Annotated in this window: 17 protein-coding genes; 2 read left to right on the top strand and 15 right to left on the bottom strand. The window is 38.8% G+C overall.

Annotated features, from left to right (window positions below; genetic code table 11):
• Positions 1–44: 44 nt before the first annotated feature.
• Positions 45–1,304 (bottom strand): type IX secretion system plug protein, encoded by a 1,260-nt coding sequence (locus H7U17_RS09610; RefSeq protein ID WP_186756488.1) that lies wholly within the window; start codon positions 1,302–1,304, stop codon positions 45–47.
• A 106-nt stretch (positions 1,305–1,410) separates the two neighbouring features.
• Entirely contained in the window at positions 1,411–3,336 is a 1,926-nt protein-coding gene (locus H7U17_RS09605) for an ABC-F family ATP-binding cassette domain-containing protein (RefSeq protein ID WP_186756487.1), read from the bottom strand.
• Positions 3,337–3,435: 99 nt separating this feature from the next.
• On the opposite strand from H7U17_RS09605, the gene H7U17_RS09600 reads away from it, so the two are divergent.
• Entirely contained in the window at positions 3,436–4,620 is a 1,185-nt protein-coding gene (locus tag H7U17_RS09600; RefSeq protein WP_186756486.1) for a PQQ-dependent sugar dehydrogenase, read from the top strand.
• Between the two features lie 60 nt (positions 4,621–4,680).
• Here H7U17_RS09600 and H7U17_RS09595 read toward each other — a convergent pair whose 3' ends face one another.
• Positions 4,681–6,000 carry an ABC1 kinase family protein gene (locus tag H7U17_RS09595; RefSeq protein WP_186756485.1) on the bottom strand — a complete coding sequence of 440 codons (1,320 nt, stop codon included), beginning with the start codon at positions 5,998–6,000 and terminating at the stop codon, positions 4,681–4,683.
• 3 nt (positions 6,001–6,003) lie between these two features.
• Positions 6,004–6,669: a TetR family transcriptional regulator C-terminal domain-containing protein gene (locus tag H7U17_RS09590; RefSeq protein ID WP_186756484.1), complete on the bottom strand. Its 666-nt coding sequence runs from the start codon at positions 6,667–6,669 to the stop codon at positions 6,004–6,006.
• A 157-nt stretch (positions 6,670–6,826) separates the two neighbouring features.
• On the opposite strand from H7U17_RS09590, the gene H7U17_RS09585 reads away from it, so the two are divergent.
• Positions 6,827–8,158: a S41 family peptidase gene (locus tag H7U17_RS09585; protein WP_186756483.1), complete on the top strand. Its 1,332-nt coding sequence runs from the start codon at positions 6,827–6,829 to the stop codon at positions 8,156–8,158.
• A gap of 95 nt (positions 8,159–8,253) precedes the next feature.
• On the opposite strand, the gene H7U17_RS09580 is transcribed toward H7U17_RS09585, so the two are convergent.
• The 11 genes from H7U17_RS09580 to H7U17_RS09530 all read right to left on the bottom strand — a co-directional run bounded on the left by H7U17_RS09580 (position 8,254) and on the right by H7U17_RS09530 (position 19,618).
• Complete coding sequence (locus H7U17_RS09580; protein ID WP_186756482.1) at positions 8,254–9,180, bottom strand: DUF4249 domain-containing protein; 927 nt, start codon at positions 9,178–9,180, stop codon at positions 8,254–8,256.
• A gap of 5 nt (positions 9,181–9,185) precedes the next feature.
• Entirely contained in the window at positions 9,186–11,525 is a 2,340-nt protein-coding gene (locus H7U17_RS09575; protein ID WP_186756481.1) for a TonB-dependent receptor, read from the bottom strand.
• 353 nt (positions 11,526–11,878) lie between these two features.
• A complete protein-coding gene (hisIE, locus tag H7U17_RS09570; protein WP_186756480.1) occupies positions 11,879–12,484 on the bottom strand; it encodes a bifunctional phosphoribosyl-AMP cyclohydrolase/phosphoribosyl-ATP diphosphatase HisIE in 606 nt (201 codons plus the stop codon).
• Between the two features lie 49 nt (positions 12,485–12,533).
• Positions 12,534–13,289, bottom strand: coding sequence for an imidazole glycerol phosphate synthase subunit HisF (gene hisF, locus H7U17_RS09565; protein WP_186756479.1), 756 nt, complete (start codon positions 13,287–13,289; stop codon positions 12,534–12,536).
• A 7-nt stretch (positions 13,290–13,296) separates the two neighbouring features.
• Entirely contained in the window at positions 13,297–14,016 is a 720-nt protein-coding gene (gene hisA / locus H7U17_RS09560) for a 1-(5-phosphoribosyl)-5-[(5-phosphoribosylamino)methylideneamino]imidazole-4-carboxamide isomerase (protein WP_186756478.1), read from the bottom strand.
• A 2-nt stretch (positions 14,017–14,018) separates the two neighbouring features.
• Positions 14,019–14,603: an imidazole glycerol phosphate synthase subunit HisH gene (gene hisH, locus H7U17_RS09555; RefSeq protein ID WP_186756477.1), complete on the bottom strand. Its 585-nt coding sequence runs from the start codon at positions 14,601–14,603 to the stop codon at positions 14,019–14,021.
• Positions 14,604–14,841: 238 nt separating this feature from the next.
• Positions 14,842–15,630 carry a phenylalanine 4-monooxygenase gene (locus H7U17_RS09550; protein WP_186756476.1) on the bottom strand — a complete coding sequence of 263 codons (789 nt, stop codon included), beginning with the start codon at positions 15,628–15,630 and terminating at the stop codon, positions 14,842–14,844.
• Between the two features lie 239 nt (positions 15,631–15,869).
• Positions 15,870–16,889, bottom strand: coding sequence for a bifunctional 3-deoxy-7-phosphoheptulonate synthase/chorismate mutase (locus tag H7U17_RS09545; RefSeq protein ID WP_186756475.1), 1,020 nt, complete (start codon positions 16,887–16,889; stop codon positions 15,870–15,872).
• A gap of 2 nt (positions 16,890–16,891) precedes the next feature.
• The gene (gene trpA, locus H7U17_RS09540; RefSeq protein WP_186756474.1) at positions 16,892–17,668 is read right to left on the bottom strand and encodes a tryptophan synthase subunit alpha; all 777 of its coding nucleotides are present in this window, start codon (positions 17,666–17,668) and stop codon (positions 16,892–16,894) included.
• Positions 17,669–17,769: 101 nt separating this feature from the next.
• On the bottom strand, positions 17,770–18,948 hold the full coding sequence (gene trpB / locus H7U17_RS09535) for a tryptophan synthase subunit beta (RefSeq protein ID WP_186756473.1): 1,179 nt from the start codon (positions 18,946–18,948) through the stop codon (positions 17,770–17,772).
• 43 nt (positions 18,949–18,991) lie between these two features.
• Positions 18,992–19,618, bottom strand: coding sequence for a phosphoribosylanthranilate isomerase (locus H7U17_RS09530; protein WP_186756472.1), 627 nt, complete (start codon positions 19,616–19,618; stop codon positions 18,992–18,994).

The raw sequence follows: 19,618 nt of genomic DNA, 5'->3' as shown, positions 1-19,618 counted from the left end.
TATTGTTCTGTTTTTTTCAACCAGCTTATCAATAAATCATTTTATTAAAACCTTTTTTTGTTCGCATTGACTGATATGTATCCCAAAAGCTCATCGTACCGGGAACCAAAATCTCTATAATAAACCAAAACATCATATTCGTTTTCAGTCTGGTAATGACTCCCCTCCACGGGCAATGTATCCCATTCCTCTCCTTTTTTAATGGCCAGAAGAAAATCATACCATCCCTGTTTGAGTAATACATCACTTTGATACATTCCCTTTTGGGCATCAAAACTCATTTTCGCTCCATCTGCTTTTCCCCAGTTGCTCAAAGAACCAAAAATATAGGGCTCACCTTCTATATCATCCATTTGAGCATTAAAAGTGACCAATATATATTCACTTTCCAATTTTGGATTTCCTCGCTCCATATTCTCGATAATATACTGCCCATTTAAATCCAAGTACTCCAAATATCCCACATGGGCCCTTGGACTGGCCAATGCCGTTTCAGCGTAAACAACATCATCTTCCATACTAACTGAAGCTAGATTCCTACCTGTTGTCCGCACATACCGAAGATCTACAAATCTAAATTCATTCCCAGCATCGAAGACATTATCTCCATTAAAGAATTGGTATTCCAAAACACTCCTGTCATCTCTAATAAAGGTTGGTTTAGAACCTGTCTTAATATTGTCCCATCGTTGATTTTGCCTAACTACCACCTTTACCGTCCTTGCAGGATCAACCAATTCCCTACCAGCGTAATTCACCTTTATGTCCACCTGTTGGCCTGTGCGTCGATCTGCAGTTTGACTTGGAGGCATCAAAGCTCCACCGACCTTCACCTGGCTATCATATACCATAAAGCGCTTGGTCAAGATCACTTCATCCTTATTCCTATTTCTATAAACCTTCAACAGGTAATTACCGGACTTTGTAACCAAAGGAACATTAAAAATAAAATGTATATACGGGATCCTGGTATTTATAGAATATTCATAATTATTGACATTAAACTCATTATACTGCTTAATATAATCCGCAGGTTTTAAACCGGATAAGGTCCAATCAGCATTACAGTGAATCAAAGCTGCAGAATATCTGTCCGGCTCATAAGCCAAATCATCGAATTCCAATACAAGCCCGGCACTTCCCAGTGGTATTACCGGAGCATTCATTTGCGCCCCTATTCCTTGTCCTTTTCTGTAAAGTTGAACAGACTTAATATTTCCCTCATACACCTTATCTTCTAAAACCTCCTGTGCATGTACCCAAAATGGGAATAGTAATAACAACAGGAACAATTTCTTATACATACTGAGCATAATCTTACTAACATTTAAAAACTTCAAAGCAATATAAAAAATAATGCCAAGTCTCTATTGAAGACTTGGCATATACTCAAGTTCAATGATATTCATCTTAGGAAAGGGCTCCCTGAAGACTTTCAATATCTTCAGCAAGTTTTTCCCAACTTTTGTTCAGTTTTACTTCTTTCTGTTTTAATTCCTCATATGCTGAATTAACCTCCTTCAATTTTCCATCATTTTGAAATATTTCAGGATCGGCAAGTTTTGACTCCAAAAGCACCTTCTTTTCCTCAAGATGCATGATATCTGCTTCCACACTCTCCAGTTCACGCTCTTTCTTTTTGATATCCTTTTTCACCTGATTCAGCTCATTATCATTCTTAGGAGCCTTTGGTTTAACCACCTTTTCCTTTTTAGGACTTTGAACTGGAGCTGCAGCGGCGTCTTGCTGAGATCTCCAATAGGTGTACTCGTCATAAGTCCCTAAATATTCCCTTATCTGATGATCCTCGATATACCATATCTTATTGGCCACACCTTTGATAAAATGCCTATCGTGAGAAACAGTAATAAAGGTCCCCTCAAACTGTTGCAGTGCTTGGATAAGAATATTCACAGATTGCATATCCAAGTGGTTGGTAGGTTCATCAAGTAGAAGAAAGTTTGACTCGGAGATTAAGGTTTTCGCCAAAGCTACCCTCGACTTCTCGCCTCCTGACAGTACCTTGATCTTCTTGAATACATCATCATTGGTAAACAAAAAGCAACCCAAGACATTTCTTAACTCTGTCTCTGACTTATCACTTCCAGCCTGCAGCATTTCCTGCAAAATCTCATTATTGACATTCAATGCCTCCAACTGGTGCTGGGCAAAGAAAGATTTAATAACATTATAACCTTCACTTCTCTCCCCTTCAATAGGCTCTGTTCCGTCAATTATCCTAAGCAATGTTGATTTTCCCTTTCCATTGGCACCGATCAAAGCAATCTTATCTCCTCTTTCTATTCGAGCCGTAGAATTTTGTAGAATCTTAATATCACCATAAGCCTTTGAGACATGCTCTAAAGTGACCACATCCCTGCCGGATTGCTTTGAAAACTTAAATTTAAAATTCACTGCAATCTCATCACTGACCACTTCATTTACCTTTTCCAATCTTTCCAAAGCCTTCACCCTGGATTGAACCTGATTGGATTTTGATGCTTTTGCACGGAATCGTTCAATAAACTTCTCCGTGTCCTTGATCATTTTTTGTTGGTTTTCATAGGCATTCTGCTGGATTTCCTCTCTTTCTACTTTTTCTTTTTTATAAAAGGAATAATTTCCTGCATATGGCGTCAAGCTTTGACGGGAAACTTCCACGGTAGTCTCAATACAATTATCCAAAAATGTCTGATCGTGGGAAACCACGATTACTGCTCCTTCATAAGTTTTCAGATAATTTTCTACCCACTGAATGGACGGAAGGTCCAAGTGGTTGGTAGGCTCATCCAGCATCAATAAAGAGGGCTTCTCCAAAAGCAATTTGGCCAACATCACCCTCATTCTCCAACCTCCTGAGAATGTCTTCAAAGGTCTTTTGAGATCCTCAGTAGAAAAGCCGATCCCTTCCAAAACCTCCTCAGCCTTCGCTTTGATACTATAGCCTTCATTAGCTTCAAACCTTTCCTGAAGATTGGCCAGTTTATTGATAACCTCCTCGGAGTAATCTGTCTCCATCTGCTTAAGTACAGCATCGATCTCATCTTGAAGCTTCAATGTCTCTTTAAAAGCCTCCAAGGCAACATCCAAGATACTATCCTCAGACTGATAGGAAAGCAAATCCTGGTTCAAAAAACCGATGGTACAGTCCTTAGCTTTTTGAATTTCACCTTTACTTGGCTGATAATCACCATTGATAATTTTCAGTAAGGTGGATTTACCTGTACCGTTTAGCCCAACAAGGCCCATTTTATCCTTTGGTTTAATATGCAGAGATGCATTTTCATACAAAGCCCTGCCGCCGATATAATACGATAAATTATTAATGGATAACATGCTGCAAAAATAAGGAATCTCCCGCTTATAAATCAATCTCAGGAAAAAATTCAGCAATTTGTTAACTTATAGCATTATTGAACAAATAGCATACTACTTATGACCTATCAAAAATCCATATTAGGGGCTTTGGCCCTTGGTTTATTGCTTTCCTGTTCTTCAGATGAAAACAAACTACAGCCTATTGATGCCGTCGATGGTTCCAACAGGGTAGATATTTCAAAAGACTCTGCAGAAGTTAAACTTGAAACCATTCAATTACCAGAAGATTTCTCCATCGAGGTTTGGGCCGCTAATGTACCTAATGCCAGGTCCATGACGATAAGCGAGGAAGGAATAGTCTTTGTTGGTAACCGACAAGAAAAACAAGTTTATGCCTTAATCGACGAAAATGGGGATGGTAAAGCTAACTACCGATATACACTTGCTGAAGGCCTAAACTCACCTAACGGAGTCGCCTATAAAGATGGTGACCTTTATGTAGCTGAAATCAGTCGAATCCTCAAATTCCCGGACATCAAAAACAACCTTTCAGACCCTAGTTTTGAAGTGGTATATGATGGCTACCCTACTGAAGGACATCATGGGTGGAAATTCATTGACTTTGGTCCTGATGGAAAATTATATGTTCCAGTAGGGGCTCCCTGTAATATATGCGACCCTGAGGAAGACGTATTTGCCACCATTACCAGAATCGATGTAAAAGCTACTTCTATTGAACCAGAAATTGTAGCACATGGTGTGAGGAATTCAGTAGGTTTTGATTTTCATCCTGACACCAAAAACCTTTGGTTTACAGACAATGGCCGTGACCAAATGGGGGATAATATTCCTGAGTGTGAATTAAATGAAATCACTGAAACTGGGCAGCATTTTGGTTATCCATATTGGCATGCAGGAGATGTAAAAGATCCTGAATTTGGAGATGCAGGAGATGAACAGTCGGCCTATATTGCACCAAAAGCTAAAATGGGACCTCATGTAGCACCATTGGGCATGCGTTTCTATGAGGGAAGTTTATTTCCAGCATCCTACAGCAAATCCATTTTTGTGGCCAAACATGGTTCTTGGAACCGAAGCAAAAAATCAGGCTATGTAGTGAGTAATGTACAACTCAATGGAAGCGAAGTAAGTGGAGAATCTGACTTTGCTTCAGGCTGGCTTGATGATGAAAGCCAAGAAGTTTGGGGCAGACCAGTGGATGTCCAGGAACTCCCTGATGGTAGCCTCCTTATTTCTGATGATATGGCTGGCTGCATCTATAGAATCACCTATAAACAATAATTTCTTTTAAACTAAAAAGGCCAGCAGATAACGAGCTTGTTGGCCTTTTTAGTTTTAACTCTATAATAACCAATCAGGTTTGGTAGTATCAACTTTTGCCCCAAGTTGGTTCAATAAACTATACAAGCCAAAATAGGTCCTGTTTACATATAAACCATGTCTGGAGCCTCTCGCTTGTCTGGATTTTTTGAACATCTTATCATTGGAAACCCTGTCACTCAATTCATAAATCTGGTCAAAATAATTATTGTCCGCAAAATCAAAGTTCTCTTCATGAAATGGCTTACCTATCAAGGAAATCATCTCCTTGAATATCGACTTGAAGAATCTTTTCTCTTCTTCAGTGTCTTGATCAGAAATAAACTCAAGACTATAAAAAATCTTGTCCAATTCTTCTTGATTGGCCACTAATTCCTTCTTAATAAGACTAAAGTATCCCTGATAAAAATCTTCTGGAATCACCTTAACACACCCAAAATCAATAATCCCAAGTTTCCCATCCTCCAAAATAATAAAGTTGCCAGGATGAGGATCTGCATGAACCTGTTTCAATTCATGTACCTGATGATGATAAAAATCCCATAAAGCCTGCCCGATCCTGTTTCTATCTTTTTGGCTAGGTTTTTTCAGAAGCCATTCCTTAATATGATTACCTGTCAGCCAATCCATGGTAATCACCCTTTCACAACTTAACTCCTCATAGTATTGGGGAAAGGCAAGGTTGGGGATATGGGCACATTCGGCAGAAATCTCCTTGGATCTTTTGACTTCCAGTTCATAATCAGTCTCCTCAATTAACCTTTCCTCCACTTCAGCCAAGTAATGACTCAATTCTTTTTCACTGATATTCAATAAACGCAAGGCAAAAGGCCTCACCAATTTCAGATCTGAACTGATACTGTCCGCTACACCAGGGTACTGAATTTTCACTGCCAGCTTTTTGTCTTTTAAAACAGCCTGATGCACCTGACCAATAGAAGCAGCATTGACGGCTGATCTGGTAAATTGATCAAATAAAACTTCTGGTGTTTTGCTAAAATATTTTTGGAAGGTCTTTACTACCAAGGGATAAGACAATGGTGGAGCACTATATTGCGCCATAGAAAACCTTTCTTGGTATGCCCTAGGGAGCATATTCCTATCCATAGACATCATTTGAGCCACCTTGAGCGCACTTCCTTTCAGTTGACTTAAAGAATCATAAATATCTGTGGCGTTATCATTATCCAGTTCTTCCCTGGACAATTTGGGGTCTGCTATTTTTTTTGCATAGTGTTTAATATAGTTTCCTCCTACCTTAGCACCTGTACTGATAAATTTAGCGGCACGCTGTACCTTTCCCACAGGAATCTGTCCCTGCTCTTTTCTTTCCTCTCTCATTTTTTACTTAGACTGGTGAAGAAACTTTGCAAAATCAATAAAGGTGTCCAAAGCACTTTTACCCATCAAATCAAAAGCAAGGTTGACAGATTTCTCTATAGCTTCATCGGTTTTCTCAAAACCTTCAGAGTGATCCTTGATCCAGAATCTAAATATAAAAAGTACCTGTAACCACAGTGCTTCATCATACTTTTCACTGATAAATGGTCTAGAAGCTATTTCTTCTGTTTCTTCTCCCACTTGAAGGATCTCATTTACATATTCCTTAAAATCCTGCCTAAAGCCTCCCAGCTCTTTTGGCAGACTGCTTTTGGGAAGCTTATCTGTTCCGTATAAAGTGAGCAAATAGCTCCTATTATTCTTCAACTCCTCTATCCAAGTATAAAAAAATGCCAAAAGCTTTTCTCGACCACTATACTCATTATACACCTCCTGATTATTCAGAATGGAAATAGTTTCTTTGAAAAAAGTCTGCCAAATAGCTCTTTTAATTCCCGTAAAGCTTGAGAAGAAAGCATAAAAATCCACCTCCTTCATTTTCAAGGACTGGGTGAATTTAAAAACAGAAACTGGCTCTTTTCCATTTTCCAACACATGGTTTTTAAACTGTTCAATGAGCTTGGCCCTTTTGTCTACCTTAGTTGTTTTCTTGGCTGCTGTTTTTTCCATAATTATTTTTGCTTAACTCTATTATTAACACTGAAAGGACTATTGTGGTTTTAACTTTTGTATATTATTCTAAAATTTAATAATCCTTTATCTTAAGGGCTTAATTAAACCAAGCAATAAGAGCGTTACGTTTATACTATTAGCACAGTCCATAGTTATGAAGAGAGTTTTCTATAAGTCTATCCAGTTTTTTTTGCTAGCAATGGTGTTATTTTATACACTGCCATCCTGTAATGAAATGGATGATCCAGTATATATTGAAGACACCGTTAAAACGGCTATTTTCGCCAGTATGCATGAATGGTATTTTTGGAACCGGGAACTCCCTGAGCAATTTTCCCTTGACCGTTCAGAATCTTTACAAGACTATTTGGAAAGCTTAAAATACAAACCCTTCGACCGGTGGTCTTATATTACAACTCCTGAAGATTTTGATAGAGCCTTTACTGGCCAAAATAGCGGTCATGGTTTTGGATGGGCACTTGACGCTGATGAAAACCTGTATTTGGCATTTGTTTATAGAGAATCTCCTGCAGGAATGGATGGCTGGCAAAGAGGCTGGAAAGTCTTAGAAATTAATGGAAAACCAGTTTCAAGTTACAAAGTTGGAAATGGTTATGACTTCCAACTTGGCCCAGGGGAGAGTGGTGTGAACAATAGTTTCACCTTTGAGCTTCCAGATGGAAGTATCACGACGAGGACCATTACAAAAGCGGCCTACCAAGCTAATTCCGTGCTTTATCAAAACATCTATGAAAATGCTGGAAAAAGAATCGGCTATTGGGTGTACAACAGTTTTAAAGCCACTGTTGGACAGTCCCCAACCAAAAGTCTTGAGGTCGAAGAGTCTTTGGATTATTTTGAGGAAGAAAACATCGATGAATTGATCATTGATCTCAGATATAATGGCGGTGGGTCTGTGGATGTGGCTGAACAAATCATGAACAGTCTTGTCCCCAATAGTGCTGATGGAATGACCATGTATACCAACCAGTACAATCATAACAAAACTAAATATGAAAATGCTACAAATTTCAAAAAGATGGGAAGCATTGATTTGGAAAGAGTTTACTTCATCACCTCTGGTGGGTCAGCTTCTGCGAGTGAGCTAACCATTAATTGTCTTACTCCTTATATGGATGTTTATTTGGTGGGGAGCAATACTTATGGCAAACCTGTGGGTGCTTTCCCCATTTCGAACTTCAATAAAATGCTCAAAAAGCATAATATTGAACTGGTACCCATAACTTTTTCTACTGCCAATGCAGATGGTAAAGCGGAATATTTTGAGGGTTTTCCAGTAGATTTTAAGGCAATGGACGAGGTCAACAAAAACTGGGGAGATCTTGAAGATCCTCGGCTAAACGCTGCCATTTACCATATCAGCAATGGAACTTTCCCTGCTGCTGACCGTAAATTGGTAAAGCAGCCTAGCTGGCTGATGATTGATGATTTTGAGGGACTTGAAAAAGAATTCCCAGTCTATTAAAACCAAACCACACATAAATATGATAAACACAGATGGTATTTTCTATCTTGTTAAAATCGTATCAAATTTATATAAAAGTTTTGATCTAATTTCATCTATTTGAATCGGTAACTGAATACACTTTGTCCAGTGACCACACCTAGGCCATTTTCAACATTCGTATAGACTTGAACAGGCTGAGCAAAGGGATCTCCATTATTATAAGACTGTAAACCAAAAGTATTATAAAAACGAAAATAAGATTCTGACACAGAGTATAGGATAAAATAAATTTCTTGATTAACCGCATCCCCTCCATTATGATCATATCCTCTCAGAAAACTGCCAGATAATTTCAAGTCAATTTTTGCGGTTTCCCCTGCAAAAAGTTGATCGTTAAACATAATTCCAGCACCTGAATTATATTCCTTTTGATATACTGGATTTTTCGGCTCCATATAAACAAATAATTCTTGGCTACCCGAGTTTCCATTTCCGTAATCATATTCCCTAATAATTCGTGTTAGAATAACGTAATAGTTATCTTCCTCCGCAGGATCATCAAATATGATAGTTACACCTTCCTGAGGGTCATTGTTTTCAGAACTTCCCTCCTCATTAAACTTCACTTCTGCTATCGGAACCATTTTGGGTACAACTACCTCACTAAATACTGGATCATATCCCTCTGCATTAACCCTAACTTGATAACGCTCATTTTCTTCTAATATAATATCATTACTAAAGTAAATTCCCTCTTCCTCTTTATACTTCAAAATTACTGTTTTGTCATTATTCGAAAGAATAACCTCTGCATCGGTAACCGGTTTAAAGTGCAAAGAGGTGTCCAGAATTGACTTACTGTAAGTAAGCCTAACCTTAGGGATACTGTCGTTGTATAAGTCAGCATGAACAACTAGATTGGCACTTTGCTCAGGTAAATCCCAGGCTATCTCTTTTTCACAACTCACCAAACTCACCCATAGCCCCAAAAGAATTGTTAAGCGGTCTATCTTTATAAATTGGAAAAATATTCTATTCATGATTCTTAAAATTTAATGCCGTACGTTACCGATGGAATCATTGGAAATAAACTGTATTGATATAGCTTTCTAACTCTTGCTTTATCATACCCAAAATCCATGAAGAAGGGATTCATTCTATTATAGGCATTATAAATAGCCAAGGTCCATTTTCTCTCGCCCCATTTTTTTGTTTTCCACCAGCTGAAGCTCAAGTCCAGTCTATGATAAGCGCGATTTCGGAAATTATTTCGAGACTCGTAATACCTTACTTCATTGGAATAGGCCCATCTTGAATAACTGGAACGAGGGGCTTCATACATTTGGGTAGGGAGAGATATAGCATTCCCTGTTCCGTATACCCAGGCTAATGAAAAATCTTTATTATCATTCCATTCATGCGTAATTGCTAGACTGACATCATGTCTTCGATCATATTTGTACGGAAACCACTCTCCGAAATTAATCTCATCCATACGTCTTTCACTTTTAGAAAGTGTATAACCTAACCAACCCGAAATCCTCCCTATTTTCTTTTGTATCAATAACTCTAAACCATAACTTCTTCCCTCTCCAACAGCTACCTTTTCTTGCCAATCTTGATCAACATTTAAATAGGTAGAGCCATCCTTATATGCTATCAAGCCATCCATATTTTTATAATAAGCCTCTATGCTTAACTCAAAACCATTAATATTTTTCACGGCTCCTAAGCCAAACTGCATCGCTTCTTGGGGGCGTATATTCTCTGTAGAGGGCACCCATAAATCCGTCGGAAGTCCTAAACCTGCATTGGTCAACAGGTGGATATATTGCCTCATCGTTACAAAAGAAGCTTTTATGGAAGTACTTGGATTCACTAAATACCTAGCAGCAATTCTAGGTTGTAGGGATTGATAGTTCTTTTTACCTGTTATAAAACCTGAATAATGCAAACCAAGATTTGCTTTTAATTTGCCAGAAAAGTTGATATCATCTTCCGCATATATGGCATATTCTGTCGAGTTCAGGGCAGTAGTGCCTTCTATAGTTGCTGGATCATTATTATCCTTCGTCACGTAAACACCTGGTGAAAACTTATGGAAGGTCATATTCCCTCCAAAACGGATATAGTGATCAGGATTCGGAACATAATCATAATCAGCCTTGAACGCCCAATCTCGAATACCAGAAAAATAATTTTCAGAATAAGTCAGCGAATTAGTCTCGTTATTTCCACTAACATCTTCTCTATAAAAACTAAATAAATCAAAATTGTATCTACTGAATGTAAAAGTATAATTACTGAATAAGCGCTTATTAATGATATTATTCCATCTCAATGCAGAAATTAAATTTCCCCACTTCAAGCCAAATTCATCTTCATGGCTTTCTTGAGTACCGCTATAAGTACTACCAGAATATTTATAATACGCCTTATCTTTTCCCCCGTAAACACTGAAATACAACCTGTTCTTATCATTGATTTTTCGATTGACCTTACCATTAAGGTCATAAAAATAGTATCCCGGATTTTCCTTTCCATTGCTTGATGCGATGATTAATGGTCTAGCCAAAAGGTCTAGATAGGTTCTTCTTGCTGACACCAGAAATGAGGATTTTTCTTTTTCTAAAGGACCTTCCACTGTAACTTTAGAGGATATCAGTCCTATGGAACCTTCCCCCTTTACTTTTTCCATATTCCCTTCTCTCATGGTAACGTCCACTACTGAAGACAACCTCCCTCCATACCTTGAAGGAAAGCCTCCTTTTATCACCTCTACATTGTTCAATGCGTCCGCATTAAATACCGAAAAGAAACCAAATAAATGGGAGGCGTTATAAACGGGCACTCCATCCAATAGAATCAAATTTTGATCAGGACCTCCTCCTCTTACATAAAGTCCACTAGCTCCCTCCGTTCCCGATTGAACACCCGGCATGAGTTGAAGGGCCTTTAAAACATCGACTTCCCCCATTAATGCAGGTAATTCCTTGATCTGCCTCACAGGAACATTGATGCTCCCCATTCTAGTAGTTTCCTGAATTTGGTCGACTTCTGCCGATACAACTACTTCATCTAAATCAGCTTCAGGAACTAATAAAACTTGAATTGTTGTATCCTGGACCTTTCCTAGCTGAATCCTTTGTGTTTTGAAACCTACATAACTTATGTACAAATCCACACTATCTCTCTCACTAGTGTAACTGAAGTAACCATATTTATTGGTTACTGCACCTTTTTGAGCAAGCTTGTCATAAATATTTACACCAATTAAATTTTCTTTGGAGCCACTTTCCCGGACCGAACCACTAATCGTAAAACCCTGGGAATAAACAACATGAACAAGAAAAAAAGCACACAAAAATGCATAAATTATTTTCATAACTATAAAAAACAATATTCTTCAATGACAAATATATCCACACTTGTAAAAGTTCAATAGACAATTTCAACTTAAGGCTTCTTTTTCCTTTAAATGAAAAAATCATTGCCACAAAAAAGAGAAGTCATCAAAATTGAACAAATGATTGAGTTCTATCAACTAAAAACTTTCCCAAAAGAAGAAAAACACAAACAAATACCCAAAAATTAAATGTTAAAAAACATAAACAAAACACCGTTTTGCTATTAAAAATAAACCACAGATTTAAAGAATCAACACAAACAAAACCTAATCATCTGTGCCCATCCTTGTAAATCTGTGTTTAAACAGGTTAAATAAGATAGATCAATTTATTATTTCTGATGCCTCTTGATCAAAACATCAATCACCTCGTCCAATTCATATCCTTTGGCCTCTAATAATACCAGATAATGGAAAAGTAAATCGGCAGCCTCTCCCATAAATAGCTCTTTATTATCATCTTTGGCTTCAATCACAATTTCCACAGCCTCTTCCCCTACTTTTTGGGCTACTTTATTGATCCCCTTTTCGAATAGAGAGGCAGTATAGGATTGATCACTTGGATTGTTTTTCCTGTCCTTGATAATTCTTCGTAGATGGTCTATAAAAGCAGTTTTTGAGGAATTTTTCTCATCAAAGCAAGTATCTGCCCCTGTGTGACAAACCGGCCCAACAGGATCCACAAAAATCAATAAGGTATCATTGTCACAATCCACCTTAATATCTTTTACATTCAAGAAATTACCAGAGGTTTCTCCCTTAGTCCAAAGTCTTTGTTTGGTACGGCTAAAAAAAGTAACCTTTCCGCTTTCCTGAGTCTGATTTAAGGCCTCTTCATTCATATAGCCCAGCATCAACACCTTATTGGTATTCGCATCTTGAATGACTGCTGGTACCAATTCGTTTACCTTTTCAAAATCGATTTTTAAATTCTCCATTATATATTGAGCTCCATTAAAAAGCCCAGCGTTTTATTTTCTGTTTTATTTAAAGTCTGGTACTAACCCCTTCTCCAGAGAGATAGGATTTCAGGTCAGGAATAGCAATTTCTTTAAAGTGGAAAATACTGGCTGCCAAGGCCGCTTCAGCCTTCCCTGCAATATATACATCTTTGAAATGCTCCATATTCCCTGCCCCTCCAGAGGCAATCACAGGAATACTCAAGGCTGAAGAAATCTCACTGGTAAGATCATTGGCAAATCCAGCTTTGGTACCATCGTGATCCATACTGGTCAATAATATCTCCCCAGCACCTCTATCGGCCACTTCTTTAGCCCATTCTTGGGTTTTCAATATAGTTGGTTTTCTTCCTCCATGGGTATGGACAAAATCAATCCCATCAATATTTCGAGTATCAATGGCCACGACAATACATTGACTCCCAAATTCAGCCGCCATCTCATTGATGACCTCAGGCCTTTTTACTGCTGCCGAATTAATACTGATTTTATCCGCTCCTGCATTCAAAAGGACTTTCACATCCTCCACAGTAGAAATCCCTCCTCCTACAGTAAAGGGAATATTGATCGCTTTGGCCACTCTTGTCACCAAGTCTACCAATGTTTTTCTTTTGTCCACCGTCGCTGTAATATCCAAAAACACCAGTTCATCAGCACCCTCATCAGAATATACCTTGGCCAATTCTACAGGATCTCCAGCATCCCTAAGATCCACAAAGTTAACCCCTTTTACGGTTCTACCCTCCTTAATATCCAAACAGGGAATGATTCTTTTAGTCAGCATAATTTCCTTATTTAACGAATGAGGCCAATTGTTCCAGTGAAATTCTACCTTCATAAAAGGCCTTCCCCACTATTGTCCCATAAACGCCTATTTTCTCCAATTCTTCAAGATCCTTCATCTCTGCCACACCTCCACTGGCAATCAACTGAATACCTGGAATCTCCTGAAGAATTTCCTTGTACAAATCCACAGAGGGCCCTTGAAGCAAACCATCTTTGGCTACATCGGTACAGATCACATACTTGATCCCCTTGGCATGATAGTCTTTAATAAAGTCCACCAAATCAGCCTCGGTAGTTTCTTCCCAACCACTGATGGCTATTTTTCTATCCTTGGCATCTGCCCCCAAGATGATTTTCTCAGATCCGTGACTCTTAATCCAGCCTTCAAACAACTGAGGGTTCTTTACAGCAATACTTCCTCCGGTCACCTGACTTGCTCCAGCATCAAATGCCATTTGAATGGTTTCATCAGATTGAACACCACCACCAAAATCCACCTTCAATTGGGTATTGCTGGTAATATTTTCCAGTACGGCCTTATTGACAATGGTCTTGGCTTTGGCTCCATCCAAATCCACCAAGTGCAAGCGTCGGATTCCCGCTTGTTCAAATTTCTTCGCTACCTCTAAAGGGTTGCTGGCATATTCCTTTTTCTGCCCATAATCTCCTTGGGTCAAACGGACACATTTGCCCCCAATAATATCTATAGCTGGAATTATTTCCATGATTACAAATTCAAGAAGTTGGTTAATATTTTCTCTCCGGAAAGACTACTCTTTTCGGGATGTGCCTGCATGGCATAAAAGTTATCTTTATGTAAAAGGGCACTGAAATCATTAAGATAATGCGTAGTAGCAATGGTATATTCAGGATGAACCTCTGCAAAATAACTATGCACATAGTATACATAGTCATTGTCATCAAGTCCCTTTAATAAGGGGCTCTTAAGGTTTTCCAGATTGTTCCAGCCTACATGGGGTACCTTATCCAAAGGAGGAAACTTTTTAACTCTAATAGGGAAAACACCTAAGCAAGGCGTGTCATTTTCCTCTGAATATTCGCACAACAACTGCTGTCCCAGACAAATACCAAAGAAAGGCTGCTTCAAATCTTTAATCAACTGATCCAGATTCCTTTCTTTAAGATACCTCATAGCAGAACTGGCTTCTCCTTGACCGGGAAAAATCACCTTATCTGCTTTTTTGATTTCCTCAGGATTATCAGTTAGTGAAGCCTTGACCCCCAATCTTTCCATGGCGTACAATACTGACTGTACATTTCCGGAATTGTATTTAATAATGGCTACATCCATCTATCTCAATCTACTTTAAAGCTAAATAGACCTCAAACTCCCAAAGGGATCTGTTGAGGTCTATACTTTAGGTTGTTAATATTTCTAGCTGCTTTCAACAGCTTTTTTGCTTCATTTTTTAAGAACATCAAAATTAAACAATATTCCCTATAAATGAAGGTATTCTCGACTTGATTTGGCTGTTTTATCCTTTTTCAGAACTTTTCAGGAAAGCTTGAGCAAATCACCTTTTCTTAATTCAATCATTTATCGACCGATGAATTGCCAATTCTTCCAACAACACACTTTCAATCTCAGGCAAGGACTTATACAATTGTTCATAGCTTTCAATCACAAAGTATTTGTCCTGGAATTTATCCTTCCAATAAGCCGTCTGCATAATCCTTCTCACATCATAATCTATATGTGCAGGCTCATCAGAAAGACTAAACTTGGTTTCTCCTGCCGAGCTTAGGATACCAGCCCCATAAATTCTCAAAGCTCCGTTTTCCCTGATCAGACCAAATTCAATGGTAAACCAGTAAATTCTGGAAAGCAATTCTACTGCCCACTTATTATCGATATGCTTCAAGGCAATCCCCCCGAGATTTTCCAAAAAATCCACATAGGATTGGTTGGTCAGCATGGGCATATGGGCAAAGGCATCATGGAACATATCTGGTTCTTCCAAATAATCCAATTGCTCCATTTTCCTCAACCATGTTGAAGAGGGAAACCGCTTGTTTTTTAGTAGTCCAAAGAACAAATCATCATCAATCAAACCCGGAACTACCTGTACGCCCCAACCTGTTGAATCTCCCAGAATCTGATTGACCTCCTTAAAGTTGGCAATGCGGTCTGGACCAAAATTAATTGCTTTCACCCCATCCAAATAAGCCTGAGAAGCCGCATTGGGAAGGTTGACAATTTGCCTTTCATATAGGATTCTCCACACCTCAAAATCTTCTTGGGTGTAAGCATCGTAATCCTGCTCCATTTTTTTTAATCGTGGATCTTGAAAGACCCAATCCGCTGATTTTTCAGTCATATTATATCTGGGTTAGTTCCTACTAAATTTACGTTATTTTTCAAGCCATGTTTAAAACAAAAAAGCCTAATCCAAATGGATTAGGCTTATAAATTTATTCCTCAAAGTAAAGCATATAGCCCTACACCTAATCCCAGCTGGAAAAGAAGTGATAATAATGGCTATAATATTTTACTGCTTGATTTTCGAACATGATGCTCAAAGGTAACTTTTCATTTCAATAAAACAAAATCAAAGACTTACAACAAGTCAAATGTTTTTCTCATGGCAAATATTTTCCTTATTTGATCTGTCAACTGTGCACTTTGGGCAAAGTTCAAAGTCTGTTGCCCATCGGAATAGGCCTTTTCCGGCACTTCATGAGCTTCATAGATTATTCCATCAGCACCTGCCATTACTCCTGCTAATGCCATTTGATGTACAAACTTACGAATACCAATACCGTGTGATGGATCAACCACCACAGGCAAATGGGACTTATCTTTCAAAATAGGAACAGCATTCAGATCTAAGGTATTCCTACTGGCCTTTTCATAAGTTCTGATTCCCCTTTCACAAAGAATCAACTTTTCATTCCCTCCTGAAAACACATATTCAGCAGATTGCAAGAGTTCTTCTATGGTGCCAGAAATCCCTCGCTTGATCATCACAGGTTTATCCACTTTGCCCAATTCGTCCAACAAATTAAAGTTCTGGGTATTTCTCGCCCCTACTTGGAAAACATCCACATAATCCAACATTTCTTCAATTTGAGAAACCTGCATCACCTCAGTGATGATTTTGATCCCAGCTTCACTGGCCAGTTTATGCCATAATTTCAGGCCATCAATCCCCAACCCTCTAAAGGCATAGGGACTGCTCCTTGGCTTATAGACCCCACCACGCATGATCTTGATATCATTGGCTTTAAGGTGGTCAATTACTTTGACAATCTGCTCTTCGGTTTCAATGGAGCAAGGTCCTGCCATGATGGCCATATCTCCTTCTTTGATAAATACGCCATCACCAAGATCAATCGAAGTTGGTTTTACTTTCCACTTTCTGGAAACCAATTTATAGGCATCAGAAACAATATGAATATCCTGAATCCCCTCATGATGGCCAAACCTTCGAATATCAAAATCAGAACTACCTATCCCTACTAAATAAGTACCCTCTTGAGTTTTCACCTCAGTTATTTTATAACCTATCTGACCTATCTCATTGATTAGACTTTCGGTTTGGCTTTCAGAAATATCAGGTTTTAATTGAATAATCATGGTTATCCTTGTTTTACTGCTTGAATGTATTTTTTAATGTCCTGCTGAAGATTTTCCGCATTTTGTAAGACTTTGATAAATGCTGAGCCTATAATGGCACCATTGCTAAATGAAGAAGCCGTGGTGTAGGTAGCATGATCGGAGATACCAAATCCTATTAAACGTGGATTTTTCAAATTCATGGCTTTCACCCTATCGAAATAAGCCACCTGTTCATCACTAATTCCAGATTTTGCCCCAGTGATACTATGGGAAGACACCATATAGATGAAACCATCTGATTTTTGATCGATCTCCTTGATTCGTTCTTCACTGGTTTGAGGGGAAACTAGGAAGGTATTCCTCAAATCATATTGATCAAACAATTCTTTATATTCATCCAAATACTGCTGCATAGGTAGGTCAGGAAGAATCAAACCATCAACACCAACTTCTTGGCATTTTTTGCAGAAAGCTTCCATTCCATATTGCATGATAGGGTTCAAATATCCCATCAACACAACAGGAAGAGAAACTGTTTCCCGCATATCTTTCAACTGCTCAAAAAGTTGCTTCATGCTCATACCATTATCCAAGGCCACCTTATTGCTTTCTTGGATGGTAGGACCGTCTGCCACAGGATCAGAATAAGGCATGCCGATCTCAATAATATCGGCACCTGAAGCTTCCAATGCTTCCATTATAGGCAAAGTATCCTCCAGCTGGGGAAAGCCTGCAGTAAAGTAAATGGAAAGTACCCCTTCCGTTTTTGTTTTAAATAATTGATCTATTCGGTTCATTTTTTTTAGTTATTGGTTAGTGGTATTTTATTGAAAGGCTTCACTTAGCTAATACTTACGCGCTTCAGTCATCAGACTTCAAACTTCGTAATTCCTACTTCCTAATAGCCTCCCCACTTGATATAGGTATCCAAATCTTTGTCTCCTCTACCGGATAAATTGACCACGATGATATCTGAAGCATCAAACTTGATTTGCTTCAATGCAGATAGGGCGTGAGCAGATTCGATAGCTGGAATAATCCCTTCTAATCTGCTAAGCTCAATACCGGCTTTCATCGCATCTTCATCATCCACTGCATAAAATTCGCCTCTTCCTGAATCAAATAAATGGGCATGAACCGGCCCAATCCCAGGGTAATCCAAACCTGCAGAGATGGAATGCGGCTCTACCACTTGTCCATCCACCGTCTGCATCAACAAGGTTTTACTACCATGAAGTACTCCAGGAGTCCCCAAAGCTGTAGTAGCCGCCGACTTTCCTGATTTGACACCAAGTCCACCTGCCTCAACGGCCGCCAATCTCACCTCTGGCGTATTATAATAATGATAGAAAGCGCCCGCAGCATTACTGCCACCACCCACACAGGCAATAACTATATCAGGGTTTTCTCTACCTTCTTTTTCTTTAAGCTGATATTTGATTTCTTCGCTGATAACGGACTGGAACCTGGCTACCATTTCCGGATATGGATGTGGTCCTACCACAGAGCCAATAATATAATGGGTATCCACCGGATTGCTTATCCATTGCCTCAAAGCCTCATTGGTAGCATCCTTTAAGGTTTTACTTCCTGATGTGGCAGGCACAACTTTGGCTCCCAGAATCCGCATACGCTCCACATTAGGCTTTTGACGTTCCATATCAATCTCTCCCATGTAAACCGTACAGTCCATCCCCATAAGCGCACAAACAGTGGCGGTAGCCACACCATGCTGACCAGCGCCAGTTTCAGCTATAATTCTCTTTTTGCCCAGTTTTTGAGCCAAGATAATTTGTCCAATGGTATTATTCACCTTATGGGCTCCAGTATGGCACAGATCTTCTCTCTTCAGATAAATCTTTGCACCATATTGCTTGGAAAGTCGCTCCGCAAAGTACAATGGAGTTGGTCTTCCAACATAATCCTTGAGCAGGCTGTGAAACTCCTTTTTGAAGTCATCCGACTCCATTATTCGCTCATAATTATTCTTGAGTTCTTCAACATTTGGATAAAGCATCTCTGGAATATATGCCCCACCAAATTTACCATAGAACCCTTTTTCATCAACTTTTATCATAACGCTATTTCTAATGCCTTCTTGGCAAGCTTTATTTACTATACTAATTACTTTTCAATGCCTCCACGAATGTCTTGATCTTCTCAACATCTTTCAGAGCTGCTTTGATTTCAAACTTTGAATTAATGTCCACTCCAGCCAGCTGAGGTACTTTCATGGCCAATTCCTTAATTTTCTCAACATTATCCCCATCAATACCTCCACTTAGCAAAAATGGTTTTTCTAAGGGATAATGTTCCAATATGGACCAATCGAACTTTTTACCTGAACCACCATACTGTTTTGTCTGGGTATCAAAAAGAAAGTACTTCACATAGGGTTCAAGTGCTTTCAGTTCATCCCAATCAATACTTTCTTCTACCCTGAAAACCTTAATGATCTTTGCTGAAGTAATTCCCTTCAACTCCTGCAAGTACTCAAGCGCTTCATCTCCATGTAGCTGGATATATGATAGATTAAACTGATCAGCTATCTTCTTTACTTCCGCCAGTGGTCTGTTGACAAAAACACCCACCTTTTCTACGTCGGCAACTTCCAATTCAGGACTTGAAAGGCCAACATAACGAGAAGATTTTGGAAAAAAGATCATTCCCATTAAATCTGGAGAAACTTTATCCAACAATTCAGACACATTGCTGGGCTCACGCATCCCACAAACTTTCACCAACAT

This window comes from Echinicola salinicaeni (assembly GCF_014280965.1).
Classification (GTDB): Bacteria; Bacteroidota; Bacteroidia; order Cytophagales; family Cyclobacteriaceae; genus Echinicola; species Echinicola salinicaeni.
This window is presented reverse-complemented; position numbering and strand designations above follow the sequence as displayed.

What these genes read in the sequence shown, in the direction of transcription:
- H7U17_RS09605 (WP_186756487.1), bottom strand. Translation starts at nt 3,336, where the DNA reads ATGTTATCCATTAATAATTTATCGTATTATATCGGCGGCAGGGCTTTG.
- H7U17_RS09575 (WP_186756481.1), bottom strand. Translation starts at nt 11,525, where the DNA reads ATGAAAATAATTTATGCATTTTTGTGTGCTTTTTTTCTTGTTCATGTT.
- H7U17_RS09550 (WP_186756476.1), bottom strand. Translation starts at nt 15,630, where the DNA reads ATGACTGAAAAATCAGCGGATTGGGTCTTTCAAGATCCACGATTAAAA.
- trpB (WP_186756473.1), bottom strand. Translation starts at nt 18,948, where the DNA reads ATGATAAAAGTTGATGAAAAAGGGTTCTATGGTAAATTTGGTGGGGCA.
- hisH (WP_186756477.1), bottom strand. Translation starts at nt 14,603, where the DNA reads ATGGATGTAGCCATTATTAAATACAATTCCGGAAATGTACAGTCAGTA.
- H7U17_RS09600 (WP_186756486.1), top strand. Translation starts at nt 3,436, where the DNA reads ATGACCTATCAAAAATCCATATTAGGGGCTTTGGCCCTTGGTTTATTG.
- H7U17_RS09595 (WP_186756485.1), bottom strand. Translation starts at nt 6,000, where the DNA reads ATGAGAGAGGAAAGAAAAGAGCAGGGACAGATTCCTGTGGGAAAGGTA.
- H7U17_RS09580 (WP_186756482.1), bottom strand. Translation starts at nt 9,180, where the DNA reads ATGAATAGAATATTTTTCCAATTTATAAAGATAGACCGCTTAACAATT.
- H7U17_RS09545 (WP_186756475.1), bottom strand. Translation starts at nt 16,889, where the DNA reads ATGATTATTCAATTAAAACCTGATATTTCTGAAAGCCAAACCGAAAGT.
- hisIE (WP_186756480.1), bottom strand. Translation starts at nt 12,484, where the DNA reads ATGGAGAATTTAAAAATCGATTTTGAAAAGGTAAACGAATTGGTACCA.
- trpA (WP_186756474.1), bottom strand. Translation starts at nt 17,668, where the DNA reads ATGAACCGAATAGATCAATTATTTAAAACAAAAACGGAAGGGGTACTT.
- H7U17_RS09610 (WP_186756488.1), bottom strand. Translation starts at nt 1,304, where the DNA reads ATGTATAAGAAATTGTTCCTGTTGTTATTACTATTCCCATTTTGGGTA.
- hisF (WP_186756479.1), bottom strand. Translation starts at nt 13,289, where the DNA reads ATGCTGACTAAAAGAATCATTCCCTGTTTGGATATTAAGGAGGGTAGA.
- H7U17_RS09585 (WP_186756483.1), top strand. Translation starts at nt 6,827, where the DNA reads ATGAAGAGAGTTTTCTATAAGTCTATCCAGTTTTTTTTGCTAGCAATG.
- hisA (WP_186756478.1), bottom strand. Translation starts at nt 14,016, where the DNA reads ATGGAAATAATTCCAGCTATAGATATTATTGGGGGCAAATGTGTCCGT.
- H7U17_RS09590 (WP_186756484.1), bottom strand. Translation starts at nt 6,669, where the DNA reads ATGGAAAAAACAGCAGCCAAGAAAACAACTAAGGTAGACAAAAGGGCC.
- H7U17_RS09530 (WP_186756472.1), bottom strand. Translation starts at nt 19,618, where the DNA reads ATGTTGGTGAAAGTTTGTGGGATGCGTGAGCCCAGCAATGTGTCTGAA.